This window comes from Thermoleptolyngbya sp. C42_A2020_037, assembly GCF_015272455.1.
Taxonomy (GTDB): domain Bacteria; phylum Cyanobacteriota; class Cyanobacteriia; order Elainellales; family Elainellaceae; genus Thermoleptolyngbya.
Genome location: NZ_JACYLP010000045.1, coordinates 44036 through 59825 on the forward strand (window position 1 = coordinate 44036; position 15790 = coordinate 59825).

At 53.1% G+C, this 15790-nt stretch carries 12 protein-coding genes; 11 read left to right on the plus strand and 1 reads right to left on the minus strand.

The annotated features are described in order from the left end of the window. Positions 1–23 precede the first annotated feature (23 nt). The 3 genes from IGS16_RS14135 to IGS16_RS14145 all read left to right on the plus strand — a co-directional run bounded on the left by IGS16_RS14135 (position 24) and on the right by IGS16_RS14145 (position 4891). Positions 24–2405: a tyrosine-protein kinase domain-containing protein gene (locus IGS16_RS14135; protein WP_297086454.1), complete on the plus strand. Its 2382-nt coding sequence runs from the start codon at positions 24–26 to the stop codon at positions 2403–2405. A gap of 75 nt (positions 2406–2480) precedes the next feature. Then, the gene (locus IGS16_RS14140) at positions 2481–3692 is read left to right on the plus strand and encodes a Gfo/Idh/MocA family oxidoreductase (protein WP_297086456.1); all 1212 of its coding nucleotides are present in this window, start codon (positions 2481–2483) and stop codon (positions 3690–3692) included. Between the two features lie 56 nt (positions 3693–3748). Next, positions 3749–4891 (plus strand): Gfo/Idh/MocA family oxidoreductase, encoded by a 1143-nt coding sequence (locus IGS16_RS14145; protein WP_297086458.1) that lies wholly within the window; start codon positions 3749–3751, stop codon positions 4889–4891. Here IGS16_RS14145 and IGS16_RS14150 read toward each other — a convergent pair. After that, a complete protein-coding gene (locus IGS16_RS14150) occupies positions 4876–6252 on the minus strand; it encodes a glycosyltransferase (RefSeq protein WP_297086460.1) in 1377 nt (458 codons plus the stop codon). The two genes, IGS16_RS14145 and IGS16_RS14150, sit on opposite strands and share 16 nt — an antisense overlap. 706 nt (positions 6253–6958) lie before the next feature. On the opposite strand from IGS16_RS14150, the gene IGS16_RS14155 reads away from it, so the two are divergent. From IGS16_RS14155 to IGS16_RS14190, 8 genes are all read left to right on the plus strand, one after another. Then, positions 6959–8137: a glycosyltransferase family 2 protein gene (locus IGS16_RS14155; RefSeq protein ID WP_297086461.1), complete on the plus strand. Its 1179-nt coding sequence runs from the start codon at positions 6959–6961 to the stop codon at positions 8135–8137. Between the two features lie 123 nt (positions 8138–8260). Next, positions 8261–8806: a dTDP-4-dehydrorhamnose 3,5-epimerase gene (rfbC, locus tag IGS16_RS14160; RefSeq protein WP_297086463.1), complete on the plus strand. Its 546-nt coding sequence runs from the start codon at positions 8261–8263 to the stop codon at positions 8804–8806. Continuing rightward, entirely contained in the window at positions 8803–9792 is a 990-nt protein-coding gene (rfbD, locus tag IGS16_RS14165) for a dTDP-4-dehydrorhamnose reductase (protein ID WP_297086465.1), read from the plus strand. The genes rfbC and rfbD overlap by 4 nt, the downstream gene beginning before the upstream one ends. After that, complete coding sequence (locus tag IGS16_RS14170) at positions 9764–10840, plus strand: glucose-1-phosphate thymidylyltransferase (protein ID WP_297086467.1); 1077 nt, start codon at positions 9764–9766, stop codon at positions 10838–10840. The genes rfbD and IGS16_RS14170 overlap by 29 nt, the downstream gene beginning before the upstream one ends. A gap of 99 nt (positions 10841–10939) precedes the next feature. Then, the gene (gene rfbB / locus IGS16_RS14175; RefSeq protein WP_297086469.1) at positions 10940–12064 is read left to right on the plus strand and encodes a dTDP-glucose 4,6-dehydratase; all 1125 of its coding nucleotides are present in this window, start codon (positions 10940–10942) and stop codon (positions 12062–12064) included. 319 nt (positions 12065–12383) lie between these two features. Then, positions 12384–13220, plus strand: a complete 837-nt coding sequence (locus IGS16_RS14180; protein WP_367185796.1) for a WecB/TagA/CpsF family glycosyltransferase — start codon at positions 12384–12386, stop codon at positions 13218–13220. 22 nt (positions 13221–13242) lie between these two features. Further along, entirely contained in the window at positions 13243–14574 is a 1332-nt protein-coding gene (locus IGS16_RS14185) for a glycosyltransferase family 4 protein (RefSeq protein WP_297086473.1), read from the plus strand. Positions 14575–14639: 65 nt separating this feature from the next. Beyond that, entirely contained in the window at positions 14640–15743 is a 1104-nt protein-coding gene (locus tag IGS16_RS14190) for a radical SAM protein (protein ID WP_297086475.1), read from the plus strand. Positions 15744–15790: the final 47 nt, after the last annotated feature.

The following is a 15790-nucleotide window of genomic DNA, read 5'->3' on the forward strand; positions in this document are numbered from 1 at the left end:
TCCAATTGCCAGTTGAGTCAGGTATGAACCCAGAAAATCGTCACGAGCCGCTCCGCCTGGAGAGTAGCAACCAGTTGATCAGCCAGTTGCTCAGCCAAAATTCTGCCAGCGATGCCGATGAGTTTGCCCGCCTGATGCGAAAAGGGCTGAACATTGGCACGTATCGGCGCAGCATCTTCCGAAATTTCTGGCTAACGGCGAGCATTGTGGGGTTGGTCAGCAGTCTGGCTGCCTTGCGATACGCCACCACGCCCCCTACCTATCTGGGTGAGTTTCAGCTTTTGGTGGAGCCGCTGAATACACAGGCGCGGGTGGTCGATCCACTGGCGGTGACGCGAACGGGCAATAACGTGCCGACCGAGCATTCCTTTGGCGGGCTGGATTATCCTAGCCAGATTGCCGTGCTGCAAAGCCCCGGAATGCTGGAGTCGATTGTGCAGGAAGTGCAAAAGTCTTATCCAGCCTTCAACGTGGGGATGCTCCAACGGGGGCTGACGGTGGAGCGGAAAGGGCAGACGAATACGGATATGACCAAAATTCTTCGCGTCAGCTATGTCCACTCTGACCCCGAACTGGTGGCGACAGTGCTGCGGGAAACGTCGGAGCGCTACTTGCAATACAGCCTGGAAGACCGCAAGACCCGCTACAGCGAAGGGATTAAATTCGTTGAAGACCGCTTGCCAGAACTGCAAAATCGGGTGAACTCGCTGCAAGACCAACTGCAAGCGCTGCAAGAAGAATACAACCTGGTTGACCCAAAGGAGCAGGGTAATCTGCTGTCGGGAGAGGTGAGCCAGATTGCGGCAGAGGAGCGAGAAACGCGCAAGCTCCTGCGGGAACAGGTGACGCTGTATAACTCGCTGCGCCAGCAGTTGAACCTGACCCCGGAGGAGGCGATCGCCGCGTCTGCCCTCAGCGAAGAACCGGGCTATCTGAAGCTGCAAGAGCAGATGCAGCAGCTAGAAGCCGAAATCGCCACCCAGTCGGCACAGTTTAGCGAAGAAAGTCCAATTATGCTGGATTTGCGGGCAAAACAGCGCAATCTTTCAAGCCTGATGGCGCAGGAGGCACAGCGCATCTTGGGGCAAAATCTGGGGCAGGGCACGGGCAACCCCCGCGTGCAGGCGTTCCAGAACTCTGTTCGGCTCAAGCTAATCGAAGAAATGGTAGCGGCTATCAACCAGATTCGCGTGTTGCAGGCCCGCAGCGCCGAAATTGCAGGCATTCAGGCGCAGGTGCAAAACCGCTTTCAGGAGCTTCCTGCTGTCTCGCGGCGATACAGCGAAATCTTGCGGCAGCTTGAGATTTCCAACCGCAGCCTGGATCAACTGCTTACCCAGCGCGAAAACTTTCAGATTGAATCGGCCCAGACGGAGGTGCCGTGGGAACTGGTGTCGCCCCCGACGCTGCCGAAAGACGGGCAGGGTCGCCCGATTCCCTTTGCCAAGAGCAACCGAGAACTATTGGGAGCCATCGGCGCTTCGATTTTGCTGGGGCTGCTGGCGGCGATCTTACTTGACCAGTTCCGCAACGTTTTCTTTAGAACAGAGGACATTCAAGACGCGATCGATCTGCCGGTCATTGGCGTGGTGCCCTACGACGCTGGCGCTGCCCATCTGCAAGCAGAGGTTCAGCCAACTGCAACGGGCGATCGCCTCGATTCTTCTCTGTTTAAGGAAGCCTTCAGTTCGCTCTATGCCAACCTCTGCTTTATGTCGGACGGTGCGCCAATTCGCTCGATCACCGTTTGCTCTGCCTCGCCCAGCGAGGGCAAAACCACGATTGCCCTGCACCTGGCCCAGGTCGTTGCCAGCATGGGCAAGCGGGTGCTGCTGGTAGACAGCAATCTCCGCCATGCCGACTTGCATCGACGGCTGCGGCTGGAGAACGAGACGGGCTTGAGCGATGTGCTGCTGCGTGAGGTGCAGCCTGATGACTTGATCCAACCCACCAGCGTCCGCAATCTGTTTGCGCTGACCGCTGGACAACCCTCGCTAGAAGCCGTCCGGCTGCTGGCATCAGAACACATGCAGACCGTCATGTTCCGGCTGCATCAGACCTACGACCTGGTGATCTACGACGCACCCCACCTGTTGGGATTGACGGATGCGGAGTTCATCTCCGCCAATACCGATGGCATTCTGATGGTGGTGAGCGTTTGTCAGGCTAAGAAATCGCACGTTATGCAGGCTCTGCAATCCCTGAGCGTCCATCGCCTACCGAGTCTGGGTGTGGTTGCCAATCATCCCAACCCCAGGGCGATCGCCTCTCTGGGCTACTACAACACCCATCCGCGCCCGCTGCGGCGACAGGCCCGCATGGTGGAGGAACCCGACCGCGCCCTGCTGAATGGCAGTTCTGGTAATTCCAACAGCGCCAATAGTTCTCATCATTCCAGAAGCTAGACACGGTTCAAGAAAGCTGGTTTTTCCCTTGTATCGAACGTGACTCAACTTAAATCTTTAGCGGTGGAGAGTGTAATGCGGATTGCAATTGTCGGTTGTGGATTCGTTGCAGACTACTATCTCAAAACCTTGCAGCGGCATCCAGAACTCAAGCTGATGGGCGTGATGGATCGCGTTCCAGAACGCGCTGAGCGCTTTTCCGCATACCATTCCGTCCCTCGATATGACACGTTCGACGATCTGTTGAAAGATCCCAACGTAGATATTGTCCTCAACCTGACCAATCCCCGCAGCCATTACCAGGTTTCCAGAGATTGCCTGGCCGCTGGCAAACACGTCTATTCCGAAAAACCGCTGGCGATGGACATGGCAGACGCGACTGAACTGGTTGAACTGGCTGAAGATCGCGGACTGCTGATTGCTTCAGCGCCGTGTAGCGTGCTGGGCGAAACGGCGCAGACGGTGTGGCGGGCGCTGCGGGAAAATCGCATCGGCAAGGTGCGCCTGGTCTATGCCGAAATGGACGACGGGCTGGTTCACAAAATGCCCTACCAAAAATGGGTCAGCGAATCGGGCGTGCCCTGGCCCTACAAGGACGAATTTGAAGTGGGCTGCACGCTGGAACATGCGGGCTATTACGTGACCTGGCTGACGGCATTTTTTGGCCCGGCAGAATCTGTGACGGCGTTTTCCTCCTGCCTGATTCCCGACAAGGAAACGGACGTGCCTCTGGCGGTGAATGCGCCCGATTTCTCCGTTGCCTGCATCAAGTTTGCCTCTGGCGTGGTGGCGCGGCTCACCTGCGGCATTGTGGCCCCGCATGACCACGGGCTGCGAATCATTGGCGACGACGGCGTGTTGGGCATTCACGACTGCTGGTATTACGAAGACCCGGTATACATCCAGCGGATGGTGACCCTGCGCCGCAAAGCCTTTATGAGTCCGATCAAACAGCGCTATCCGCTGCTGAGAAAAGGGGGCAAACGGTTTAACTACAAGGGTTCTCAGCAGATGGACTTTGCTCGTGGCGTGGCGGAAATGGCAGCGGCGATCGCCGAAGGTCGGCCCTGCCGCCTGTCGCCCCGCTTTTCGCTCCACAACAATGAAATCGTGCTGGCGATTCAAAACGCAAGGGAAACTAGCCGAACCTATCGGCTCACCACAACCTTTGAGCCAATCGCGCCGATGCCCTGGGCGAGTGAGGGGGGAGAGACAAGGGAACAGCCCCAATTGGAGCCAATGTCCACGGCTAAAGTCGCAGCTTTAACATCCAAAGTCCCACACTAGATTCGCACTCAAGTCGCACTCAAGTCGCACTTAATTTCTTGCACTAAATTTCTGAGATGCAAACACCATCGCGCACCATTCGCTGGGGTATTTTGGGCACGGGCTATATTTCTAGGGCGTTTGCTGAGGGACTGCGGCCGCTGCCAGGGGCGCAACTGGTGGCGATTGCCTCGCGTACCCTATCCAGCGCTCAGCAGTTTGCCCGCGAGTTTGGCGTAGCCAAAGCCTACGGCAGCTATGGGGAACTGGTTCAGGATGCTGAGGTGGACGTGGTGTACATCGGCACGCCCAACAGCCGCCACCGCGACGACTGCCTGCTGTGTCTGGAAGCGGGCAAGCCTGTGTTGTGCGAAAAGCCCTTTGCGCTGAATGCGCGGGAAGCTGGCGAGGTGATTGAGTTTGCCCGCAAGCAGCATCTCTTTTGCATGGAGGCGATGTGGATGCGCTTCTTGCCGCTGGTGCAGCGAGTCCGGCAGATGGTTCAAAGCGGGGCGATCGGCGAAGTGTGTACGCTGACGGCGGAGTTTGGCTATCCGGCTGCATTTGACCCGTCGAGCCGCTTGTTTAACCGGGAACTGGGGGGCGGGGCGCTACTGGATCGGGGCGTGTATCCACTGTCGCTGGCGTACTTCTTGCTGGGGGAACCGGAGAGCGTGGTCAGTCAGGCGGCGATCGCCAGCACAGGCGTTGATGAACAGTCCAGCTATTTGCTGAAATATGCAGGCGGGCAACTGGCGATGCTGTCGGCAAATCTACGAACCTACGCCAGCAATGAAGCTGTGATCACGGGCACTCGCGGACAAATTCGCATCCATGCGCCGTTTTATAAGCCGCATCAGCTTTCGGTGGCGACGTTTGCGGCAGCGGGCAATGGCTCAAGCCAAGCCTCAGGCGGGAATCGTCCCTCCAGCCTGAAGCAAACCATAACATCCGCTGTTCAAGACAATTCCCTTCTGCAACGCCTCTATCTACAATTCGGCGATCCGTTCCTCAAGCGACTCCGCCAGCCAACCAAAACCATCCTGGAGCCATACGCGGGGAATGGCTACGGCTATGAAGCCGCCGAGGTGATGCGTTGTCTTCGCAGCGGCGAGATCGAGAGCAGGATTATGCCGCTAGACGAGACGCTGGCCATTCAAAAAACAATGGACGAGATGCGTCGCCAGTGGGGTCTGGCGTATCCTCAAGACGAGATTTGACTTGAGATCTGACTAGGAACTTTTTCGAGATTGCCAGGAAGGGCGATCGCGCCTGAGTCCCGTTCCTTAGAGTCCCGTTCCTTAGAGTCCCGTTCCTTAGAGTCCCGTTCCTTAGAGTCCCGTTCCTGTACAGAGTCTGCCATGTCTGCAATTCCTGGATGCGTCACGTAGCGCTGGAATAACGCCGCCAGCCTTGCCGCTTCTACACTGGCACTGTGGGACTGAGCCACTCGCGCTGCGCCAGCCTGTCCCATGCGCTCCAAATCTGCCAGCGGTGTCTGCAAGACCTGGCGCATCGCCGCCGCCAGCGCCGTTACGGAACCCGATGGCACCAGCCAACCACAGACTCCCGGCTCCACCAGTTCAGGAATCCCGGCAATATAGGTACTCAGCACGGGTCGCCCTAGCGCCAGCGACTCCATCAGCACCACGGGCAGCCCCTCGGCAAAGCTGGGCAGCACCATCACCTGCGCCGCCAAAATCTGCTGCTGCACTTCCGCATTGGTCGCCCAGCCCGTGATTTCCAGATAGTCGTGCAGGTTCAGCGCGTCGATGCGCTGTTCAATCTGCGCCCGCAGCGGCCCATCGCCCACTAGGACGACCTTAAACCTTAATCCCTCTGCTGCAAGCTGGCTCACCGCTTCCACCAGCAGCAGGTGGCCCTTTTGCTCCCCCAGTCGCCCCACGCAGACAAAGCGGGCCTCCTGCGGCAGCGGTACAGACGGCTGCGATAAGAATAAGTCATCTACACCGCAGTGGACGATGTGAATCTTTGACCACTGCGGATAGTCGCACCAGCGAAAAAGCTGACTTTCGGTAAAGGAACTAATGGCGACGACAAAGGCAGCGTGGCGAATTTTTTCGGAAAGGGCGATCGCCTCTGGCTTGTCAAACTCGTGGGGGCCGTGAACCGTGAAGCTATAGGACGGCCCGCCCAGCGCATGACACAGCATCGCCACTGCGGTTGCATTCGTGCCAAAGTGCGCGTGTACGTGGTCGATGTCCATTTCCATGCAGCCGCGCAGCAATCCACAGGCCTCAGCTAAGTAAACTAGGTTCACCAGCAGCCCCCGATCCGATTTCCAGCCCGTTTTGAGCGCTAGTCGCAGCGCAGCGAGAAACCGTTGAGGGCGGCTCATCACCCCGCGAACCACATTCAGCAGCAGGTCAAATTTAGAGCCTAGAATAAACCGTGTTTTTTGAAACTCTTGCTGATCCGCCGCGTCAGTCAGCGCCAGTTCTGGCTTGCGAATCGAGAAACGGGTTATCTCAATTCCCTGCGTTTCCAGTTCCAGAATTTCTCGACGGATGAATGTGCAGCTTGCGTAGGGATGCTGATTCATCAGGTAAGCAATCTTCATACAGCGTTTTTGAAGCTAGTAAGGCACACGGATGGTCAATAAGCTCTTGCCTCGTGAGGGCAGCATGTGCCTCACCCCGCAAGAAAATGCTGTAGCAGCGATGCACTCAGAGAAAAATGAAGTTCACATGATTGTGACATATCGCAGCACTGCATTTATGTCCCGGACAACACTTATGTCCTGGACAACACTAAGGTGAGAAGGTAGCCGACTGTGCAAGTTCTGTGTGTTTCAAAATTATGTTTCACATGAACAGTTCAGAGCGAGATAAAGACGGGGTGTTGGGATTTGGTCCGGCACGGAGCTTTTCAGAATTATGAAGTTTACATGAACTTGAAACGTAGAAACTGTAAAGCTGATGATCTAGAACAAAGCCATGCAGCAGTGTCCTCGGTGTATTCACGGAAACATTTCTAGCCCACAAGACGCTTGAATTCATGGGATTTTAGCCCAATCCGTCTTGGAAAGAGGCGATCGCCTGCGTCATAGTAATCAATTCTTGAATATGAAGTTTACGTGAATCTGAGGTATAGATATTGCGAAAATCAGGTGTTGCCTAAAGAATAAATTCGAGCAGAGCTAAGTGTATTCACTGAAGCTCCTCTGTTGCTCCAGGGTTGCAGTTATGGTCATCACTGATTGGGTCTTGCTTCTGCTGTCTGGAGTCATTCTGATTCCTTGCGCCGTTCTACTCACTGAGTGCGTAATGGCGTTACGGATTTCGCAGAAGTCATCAGGCAGACTGCCTCGTTTGTGTTCAGAAGAGGATTCGTGGTCTGGTATACGAAGCGATGTGGAAGCGGGCGATCGCTCGTTCCGGTTTATGGTGCTTGTGCCTGCTCACAACGAGGAGCTTGGCATTTCAGACTGCTTGCATCACCTCATCCGCGAGGTTGATTCTCCTGAGCAGGTCTTAGTCGTAGCAGATAACTGCACGGATCAAACAGCGGCGATCGCTCGTTCCTTTGGAGTGAACGTGATCGAGCGCCAAGACCCGGCTCGGCTTGGCAAAGGCTATGCGCTGGACTATGGTCTGAGGCATCTCGAAGCTGTGCGTCCAGAGGTCGTCGTTCTTGTAGATGCAGATTGCGTAGCACGTTCGGGTAGCATTCAGCGAATTGCTCAGTTGGCGTTCCAAGAAGATCGTCCCGTTCAGGCGGTCTATCTAATGCAGACTCCTCAGGCTCCGAGTCAGCGAGATCTGATTTCTGCTCTAGCCTTCTTGTTCAAAAATTTGGTTCGTCCCGCAGGAATGGCCCAGCTCGGGCTTCCCTGCTGGCTGACGGGTACGGGTATGGCCTTTCCGTGGTCAGTGATTCGCCAGGTGTCGCTGTCTAGTGGAAACTTGGTTGAGGATATGCAGATGTCGGTTGACTTGGCGATCGCGGGTTCTGCCCCCCTCTTGTGTGCAGATGCGGAAATTGGGGGCTGTCTGCCGTCTCAGCGCACGTCCGCTAAGCAGCAGCGGACGCGATGGGAGCATGGTCATTTGCAAACTTTGAAAACGCAGGTGCCCCGCCTGTTGCAGGCGGCGATTCATCAGCAGCGGCTCGATCTCTTGGTGCTGGCACTAGATCTGGCCGTTCCGCCGCTGGCGCTGCTGGTGCTGCTTTGGACAGCGTCGGTTTTGGCTGCCATAGCGGGTTTTGCAGTGGGCGGAACGATCTTACCTCTAGTGATTTCGGCACTGGCGGGCGCGTTTTTATTAGCCGCGGTGCTGTTGGGGTGGTATCGATTCGGGCGATCGCTCGTGCCCCTGAGCGCGATCCTTGCTGTTCCGTTTTACATTCTCTGGAAGATTCCGCTCTACGTCACATTTCTGTTCCGTCCGCAAACCAAATGGATTCGCACCGACCGCGAGAAACTTCGCACTGCCGAAGACTAGCAGCGCGGTGTTTCAAGAGAGCGTTGATCGTAAACGCCGCGTCAGAAGTTCCCATCTAATAATGCATCTACAAAGAGTGGGTCGGTCACGACCATTATCGACAGGCAAGCAGGGCGCAGCACTATGCAAATTACGCAGGCTGAAATTTCAGATGTTTTAATTCTTGAGCCTCGTCTATTTGGCGACAGCCGGGGCTTCTTTTACGAAAGTTTTAATCAGCAGGTTTTTAGAGATAAGACGGGGGTAGACACGCAGTTTGTCCAGGACAACCATTCTCGCTCAATGCAGAACGTGCTGCGCGGGCTGCACTATCAGATTCAGCAGCCCCAAGGGAAGCTGGTGCGGGTCATCCAGGGTGCTATCTTTGACGTTGCGGTCGATTTGCGCCGACAATCGCCTACCTTCGCACAGTGGGTAGGCTGGGAGCTAAGCGCTGAAAACCGCCGCCAGATTTGGGTTCCGCCTGGTTTTGCCCACGGTTTTGTGGTGCTGTCGGAAACGGCAGAGGTGCTGTATAAAGCGACGGACTATTACGCGCCGCAGCACGAGCGGTGCATTCGCTGGGATGATCCCGACTTGGCGATCGCCTGGCCGCTCCAGTCGTCGCCGATCCTGTCTGCAAAAGATGAAGCAGGACAGCCATTGAGAATGGCGGAGGTATACCCATGACCTCGATTTTGTTAATCGGTGCCGCAGGACAACTGGGACAGGAATTGCAGCGAAAGTTACCCTGCATTGGAACCGTTAAAAGCCTGGATCGACGCTGCCTAGATCTCACACAAACCGACCGGATTTATCAGGCCGTTTATGAATGCAAGCCGGACGTGATCGTGAACGCGGCCGCCTACACAGCCGTCGATCAGGCAGAACGCGAACCAGAACTCGCCCACGCTATTAATGCGGAAGCGCCCACAACGCTGGCGGAGATTGCCAGCCGAATCGGGGCATCGCTGGTTCATGTCTCGACGGACTACGTGTTTGACGGGCAGGCTCATACGCCCTATCAGGAAACGGCTCTGACGGGGCCGATTAGCGCCTACGGACGCTCCAAGCTGGCAGGAGAGATTGGTATTCGACAAGCCTGCGATCGCCACATTATTCTCCGCACAGCTTGGGTCTACGGCACCTGGGGCAAGAGCAATTTTGTGAAAACTATGCTGCGGCTGGGGGGCGATCGCCCAGAGATTCGCGTGGTTGCGGATCAGATCGGCGCTCCCACTTGGGCGGCAGACCTAGCCCAGGCGATCGCCATTTTGATATCGCGCTCTCGTACAACTTCAGCCCGGGTGCATCAGGGCTTGTCGAATAGTTTGCTCGTGCAAAGCGATTCCCATATCAATGGCAGTTCCACACAGTCGCTCTGGGGCACCTACCACTTTACGAATAGCGGCGTTGCAAGCTGGTACGACTTTTCGGTGGCCATTTTTGAAATTGCGCGTCAGCTTGGGTTTCCGCTCCAGGTGCAGCGGGTGGTGCCGATTTCCACGGCGGAGTATCCCACGCCCGCGCAGCGTCCCGCCTACTCGGTCTTGTCGCTCAAAAAAACCGCTGCGGTGCTGGGTGGCTATCCCCCCCACTGGCGGCAATCGTTGAAAAAGATGCTGGCTGAACTTTATACCCATTCCTATGAAAGCGCTTATTCTCTCCGGCGGTAAAGGAACGCGCCTGCGTCCGCTCACCTACACTGGCGCAAAACAGTTGGTGCCCGTGGCCAACAAGCCCATTCTCTGGTATGGGATTGAGGCGATCGCCGCTGCGGGCATCACCGACATCGGCATCGTCATCAGCCCAGAAACGGGTGCAGAGGTGAAGGCGAAGACAGGCGACGGTAGCCGCTTCGGGGTTCGCATTACCTACATCCTCCAAGAGCAGCCCGCCGGACTAGCCCACGCAGTCAAGGTAGCGCAGCTTTTTCTAGAAGATTCCCCGTTTATCTTGTATCTGGGAGACAACCTAGTGCAGGGAGAACTGGGCCTGTTTCTGGAATGCTTCCAAGCGAGGGGGTTGGACGCATTGACCCTGCTGTGCAGCGTACCCAACCCCAGCGCTTTTGGGGTCGCTGAGGTCGATGAGCAAGGGCGCGTGCTGCGGCTGGTGGAAAAACCCAAACATCCTCCATCTAACCTGGCGCTGGTGGGGATTTACTTCTTCTCGCCACGGATTCATGAGGCGATCGCCAGCATTCAGCCCTCCGCCAGGGGCGAGCTGGAAATTACCGACGCAATTCAATTCTTAATCGATCAGCAAAAGCAGGTCGAGGCGCTGCAAATCCAGGGCTGGTGGCTGGATACCGGAAAAAAAGATGACTTGCTGGAGGCAAATCAGATTATCCTGGACGACTGCCTCTGTACCCAGATGGAGGGCAACATCGACAGCGCCAGCAAAATTAGCGGTCGTGTCCAGATTGCACCAGACTCTCAGGTAATCAACTGCACCATCCGCGGCCCGGTTGTGATCGGTCGGGATTGTCATTTAGAAAATTGCTTCATTGGCCCGTACAGCAGCATTGGCGATCGCGTCAAGCTAGTTGATGCCGATTTGGAACACAGCGTTGTCTTGGAAGGTGCTGCGGTTGTTGGAATTCACCAGCGCATCGTGGATAGCGTCATTGGTCAACGGGTTCAGATCAAAGCCGCGCCGCAACGCCCAAAGGCCCTCCGGTTCATGGTGGGCGATGATTGTCATATTGAGCTTTGCCAGTAGCACGGCATGGGTAACGCAGAGGATTTGAATGGGGATAACACCGATTTTGTGAATGACTTCTTTTGTTCAGATGTCAAGATGAAATGTCAAGGTTAAAAAATGAGTCAAGCCATTCAGGATAACGTGCATCTACCAGTTACTCGCCGTCTGCTGATTACAGGTGGCGCAGGATTCATCGGGGCGAACTTTGTGCATCATTGGCATAGGGACTATCCGGGCGATCGCCTGGTCATTCTCGATGCCCTGACTTATGCAGGCAACCTGCAAAATTTAGAGTCACTCCTTGAAGAAGACAATATCCGATTCGTGCAGGGAGACATCTGCGATCGCCCCTCGCTTGATTCACTGCTGCGAGAAGAAGCGATTGACACGCTTGTTCACTTTGCAGCAGAATCCCATGTCGATCGGTCAATCTTTGGCCCTGCGGCATTTGTGCAGACCAATGTCCTCGGCACGTTCACGCTTCTAGAAGCCTTCCGGGATCATTGGAACGAGCAGCAGCAGCCCGATCACTACCGCTTTCACCATGTCTCCACGGATGAGGTCTATGGCAGTCTCGGCCCCAACGACCCGGCTTTTTCAGAAACTACGCCCTACGCCCCCAATAGCCCCTACTCCGCATCGAAGGCAGGCAGCGATCACCTTGTGCGGGCTTATCACCACACCTATGGACTGCCGACGCTGATTACCAACTGCTCGAATAACTACGGCCCGTATCAGTTTCCAGAGAAGCTGATCCCGCTGATGTGCATCAACATTCTGCTGGGCAGGCCGCTGCCTGTGTATGGCGATGGGCAGAACGTGCGCGATTGGCTCTATGTCGGCGACCATTGCAGCGCTCTGGAAGCCGTACTGACCCGCGGCATCCCCGGAGAGGTCTACAACATCGGTGGCAACAACGAGGTCAAAAATCTGGACTTGGTGCAAGCACTCTGCGACCTGATGGATGAACTTGCGCCCCAACTGCCAGTGCGCCCCAGTCGCAACTTAATTACCTTTGTCAAAGATCGTCCAGGGCACGATCGCCGCTATGCAATTGACGCAACCAAAATCAAAGTCCAGCTCGGCTGGACACCTGCGGAAACCTGGCAGACGGGGCTTCGGCGCACCGTGGAATGGTATCTCGCACACCCTTTCTGGTGGCAACCACTGCTGTCGAAGAAGCTTACCCTGCCTTACACATCTGCCGAATTTTCAGATCTTTTTCAGACCACCCGCTGTTAGTTTGCAGTTATAGCTCATCTCTCAATCATCAGGGTTTGTATTTTTGAATCATCCTTTCAGCCAATACTTTTTGTTTGATTCAACAATCATTTTTAGAGCGATCGCCCGAAATAACTATAGCTACAGAATTTCTCCTGAAAAATCTCGTCACAAGGTTACGATCAATACTTACAAGCCCAATTAATTTGTGGTTTATTCACCTTATTAGCTCGTCTTAAAACACTGTCAAGCCGATTCATTAATCGACTTCAAGCGTGTTGATTGATCCAGCCGATAGGCACTCACACTGGTCATTCATTAAGCGTCAGGATCACTAGCCATGAAACTTGGTAACGGGTTTGGTGCCCTAAGGGAAATTAAAATCTTGGGCATTTCAATACACAATTTCTCTAAGCAGGAGTTCCTGGAATTGTTAGACTCTGGCGTTGTGTTTACTCCCAACGTCGATCACCTCATCAAACTAGAACGAGATTTTGATTTCTATCGGGTTTATCAAGAGGCGGACTATCGAGTTTGTGACAGCAAAATTTTATATTATGTATCTCGCTTCTTGGGAGTGCCGATTAGAGAAAAGATCTCTGGCTCTGAACTATTGCCGGATTTTTGTCAGCACCACAAAGACAACGAAGATATCAGGATCTTTCTGCTGGGTGCCCGTGAAGGAGTTGCCTATCGAGCACAGCAGCGGATGAATGCCAAAGCAGGCAGAGACATCGTTGTGGGAGCCTACTCGCCTTCGTTTGGCTTTGAGCGAGATGAGATAGAGTGCGCCGAGATTATCGACATGATTAACCGCTCCGGCGCAACGGTCTTGGCCGTTGGCGTAGGAGCCCCCAAGCAAGAAAAGTGGATCGCTAAATACAAACATCAACTCCCAAATGTTCGTATTTTTCTGGCAATCGGCGCAGCCATTGACTTTGAGGCGGGCTATAAGCAGCGATCGCCCCGTTGGATTAGCGAGGCGGGTCTGGAATGGCTCCATCGCCTGCTGTCTGAACCCCGGCGGCTATGGCGACGCTATCTGATTGAGGGCCTTCCTTTCTTTTGGCTCGTCCTCAAGCAAAGGCTGAATCTCTATCGCTCTCCCCACCTTTCTGCACTCTCGCATCAAGCCTACAAATCTCAAGAAAAAATCGCTCAGAAAGTTGGCGGTTAAGCGCTTTAGGAACCTTGAACGGATGAGAAACTCAGATTCCAAAACCTATTTGATGGTTTTGCCTGTTTACTATTACAGGCTCGATTCCCAAACCGTTGCATTAGAGAGTGCGTTTGTGAAGCACTTGATGCTGTTGCGGGAAAAGATTTCACCTGCCTTTAATCATCTTGTGGTTGGACTGGTCGAGATGAGTGATGAAGAATATTCTTCCAGGAAGCAATGGCTATCAGTCATAGATGAGCCTGAAGCAGGAATCCGATTCAAGTCGCTGTATAGAGTTCAAGATTTGTCTTCCAAAGCCCAACAGTTTTTTCAGCTATTTCGGGTTGCAAACAGATTAAAAAATCTGATTTCGCAGTGCGATCTGTTGCATACTGGCTTGACTGCAAATGTCTGGTTTCCAATGGAGTTTATTGCGACACTTTTGGGCAGAGTGCTTAAGAAGCCGACAGTTTACGTCGTAGATATTGACTTCAGGAATACAGCTCAGATGAGCTATGAGACAGGGAATTGGTCGCTCAAAAGCTATCTACTTTGCAAGTATATTTACGACAGCTTCCGGGTTCTGCAAATTTACTGCGCCTCTAAGCTCTGCTCACTGGTTTTGCTGAAGGGCGAAAAGCTCTGCCGTGATTTTGGTAGAGACAAGCCGAGCGTGAAAAACTTTTTAGACGCGGCGCATAGCAAACATCACATTATTGGAAGAGATAGATTGGCTCAGAAGTTATTGAATCTAGAAGATCAAACTCATCCTCTAGAGGTCGTGTACTTCGGACGGTTAACGCCCTATAAGGGGGTTGATCGGTGCCTTCACGCAGTGGCGATCGCCCATCACCAGTTCGGATGCGATGTCGTATTCCACATCATTGGCAGTGGTGAACAGTTAGAAGAACTGAGGCACCTGGCACAATCTCTGAGAATTAGCGAAAGAGTCATTTTCCACGGCGCACTTCCATTTAACCAGGACTTTTTTGAGAAGCTTTACTCATATCACCTGCTGTTAGCAGCACCGCTCAATGAAGATACTCCTCGCAGCGCCCTAGATGCAATGGCAGCAGGGATTCCAATCCTTGCATTCGATACCTATTACTACAGGGATCTTTCATCCACTGGTGCGGTTGATACAGTTGCCTGGCCGTCCATCGAAGAAATGTCTCAAAAGATTGCATACTACAGCAAGAATAGAGATTTGCTAGCGGACATGGCAGTCCAAGCGGTTGAATTTGCAAAACAAAATACTCAAGAGGAATGGTTGCAACGACGTTTTGAGTGGACGTTAGCTTTTGCTGGAATCACTCAACCAGCTTTGACTACTCCACAGTCAGGACAGCGACAGCTTTCAAATGTGAGTTAAGTCTTCTCTTATTCAAAAATTAAATTTTCCAAAGTGTATTAATCGAAGTTCTTGGAGGTTTCTCCATGCAGCTAAAGCATCTTTCAAGGCTAGCGACTCGACATCTCTATCACAAAATCCCTGAAACTCTCTATTTGACAACTGGACATGACTACACTCGTCCATTGTCTATTCGAGGATTTGTTAACGAACGATGCAATTATAGATGCAAGTATTGTGGATTTTGGCGGATGTCACAGTACCAGGATGAGATGACTATTTCAGAATGGCAATCAGCGCTGCAAAGCCTTAAGGAATTTGTTGGCTCCTATTCAATTCAATTTGTTGGCGGTGAGCCATTTATCAAAAGGGGATTTATAGATTTACTAGAATTCTGTTGTACAAACAAAATTGACTGGGGAGTGATTACTAATGGCTCTGCATTCTGTGATCCAATAAAGGCCTGGAGAACAGCAAAAGCAAAACCAATCAATATTGACATTTCTGTTGATAGCTCCATTGAAGAGATACACGATAAGGTTCGTGGTATCACTGGATCTCTGAAGCAGATTGAGACAGGGATTAAGCTCTTACGAGATGCCCGAGATCGGCTAAATCTAAAGTTCCCAATTCGCATTAAGCCAACTGTACATTGCTTTAACGTCAAAAACTTGCCTACTTTAGCTAAGTGGAGTCGAGAAATTGGGGCAACAACAATCGACTTTTCTCCCGTCCGCCCTGCATTTGGGCTTCCTGAAATTGAATCAGAGCTTTGGCTCAGAGATGAGCTTGATCTTCAAGCTTTAGAGGAGAGTGTGGAGGCTTTAATTTCTTTGAAACAGCAGGGATATCCTATTGAAACTAGCAATGAAAAGTTAAGATCCTTTGCCGCCCATTTTCGAGGAGAAAAGGTCTATCACGGAGTTTCTCCGTGCCGCGTAGGACTACGAGACTATCACATTCAACCGAACGGAGACGTAACTATGTGCTGGTTTTATCCTGCCATTGGAAATGTTAAGTCTTCTAGCGCACAAGACCTTTGGCAAAGTGAGACTGCCCGTTCTCTTCGGACTGAGATGGTAAATTGCACTAAGTTTGGCTCAACAACTTGTGCAAACTCTTGCCTCTCACATCGAACGATGTTCCAGAAATTTCAGCTAGGTATGTTGTTTCTCAAATCAGTTGTGTAGAGAATCGGCTGTACGTTATGGAAGGCTTGAAACCAAGAATGCAGTAT

What these genes read in the sequence shown, in the direction of transcription:
- IGS16_RS14135 (WP_297086454.1), top strand. Translation starts at nt 24, where the DNA reads ATGAACCCAGAAAATCGTCACGAGCCGCTCCGCCTGGAGAGTAGCAAC.
- IGS16_RS14140 (WP_297086456.1), top strand. Translation starts at nt 2,481, where the DNA reads ATGCGGATTGCAATTGTCGGTTGTGGATTCGTTGCAGACTACTATCTC.
- IGS16_RS14145 (WP_297086458.1), top strand. Translation starts at nt 3,749, where the DNA reads ATGCAAACACCATCGCGCACCATTCGCTGGGGTATTTTGGGCACGGGC.
- IGS16_RS14150 (WP_297086460.1), bottom strand. Translation starts at nt 6,252, where the DNA reads ATGAAGATTGCTTACCTGATGAATCAGCATCCCTACGCAAGCTGCACA.
- IGS16_RS14155 (WP_297086461.1), top strand. Translation starts at nt 6,959, where the DNA reads ATGGCGTTACGGATTTCGCAGAAGTCATCAGGCAGACTGCCTCGTTTG.
- rfbC (WP_297086463.1), top strand. Translation starts at nt 8,261, where the DNA reads ATGCAAATTACGCAGGCTGAAATTTCAGATGTTTTAATTCTTGAGCCT.
- rfbD (WP_297086465.1), top strand. Translation starts at nt 8,803, where the DNA reads ATGACCTCGATTTTGTTAATCGGTGCCGCAGGACAACTGGGACAGGAA.
- IGS16_RS14170 (WP_297086467.1), top strand. Translation starts at nt 9,764, where the DNA reads ATGAAAGCGCTTATTCTCTCCGGCGGTAAAGGAACGCGCCTGCGTCCG.
- rfbB (WP_297086469.1), top strand. Translation starts at nt 10,940, where the DNA reads ATGAGTCAAGCCATTCAGGATAACGTGCATCTACCAGTTACTCGCCGT.
- IGS16_RS14180 (WP_367185796.1), top strand. Translation starts at nt 12,384, where the DNA reads ATGAAACTTGGTAACGGGTTTGGTGCCCTAAGGGAAATTAAAATCTTG.
- IGS16_RS14185 (WP_297086473.1), top strand. Translation starts at nt 13,243, where the DNA reads ATGAGAAACTCAGATTCCAAAACCTATTTGATGGTTTTGCCTGTTTAC.
- IGS16_RS14190 (WP_297086475.1), top strand. Translation starts at nt 14,640, where the DNA reads ATGCAGCTAAAGCATCTTTCAAGGCTAGCGACTCGACATCTCTATCAC.